The sequence below is a fragment of the Ochrobactrum sp. SFR4 genome (assembly GCF_019730395.1).
Classification (GTDB): Bacteria; Pseudomonadota; Alphaproteobacteria; order Rhizobiales; family Rhizobiaceae; genus Pseudochrobactrum.
On the sequence record NZ_JAAPBB010000166.1, the window covers coordinates 1 to 488 of the forward strand.

Below are 488 nucleotides of genomic sequence, written 5' to 3' on the forward strand. Positions count from 1 at the left end.
TCTGCCTTGAAATACAGATCTGAACCGGTTTCCGCACCGATTTCACGCGAGGCAATCAGAGGCGTAATTTCGATATAATCACCGATACGCTTTCTTGCCTGAACCGACCGTGCCGCGCTTTTCAGATATTCCGTCATTTTCGTTTCCATTTCCCAGAGTAAATTTCATTCCGCCCGTCACAGCGGGGAGATATCCGTGCCGTACCATTTCTCAGAAAGCTGCTTCACAGTCCCGTCCTTGATCGCAGCGGTAATCGCCGTATCAAAAAGCTGTTTTAAAGCATCATCTCCCTTACGCATGGCTGCACCCACCCCCTCCCCAAAAACTCCGCCCATTAGGACAGGGCCTGCAATTTTGTAACCTGAAAAACCAGGCTTTTTCAATTCAGCTTCCAAGGCCGTCAGATCAGCAATTGTTGCATCAATACGGCCGGATTGCAGATCAAGATTGAGCTGTTCAACCGTCTTGTAATAAGTGATCGTCACATC

The 488-nt window shown here is 48.6% G+C and carries 1 protein-coding gene; it reads right to left on the reverse strand.

Annotated features, from left to right (window positions below):
• Window positions 1-176: 176 nt before the first annotated feature.
• Window positions 177-488, reverse strand: a 312-nt coding sequence (locus HBA93_RS18390; protein ID WP_221724263.1) for a transporter substrate-binding domain-containing protein, incomplete at its 5' end; no start/stop codon positions are given.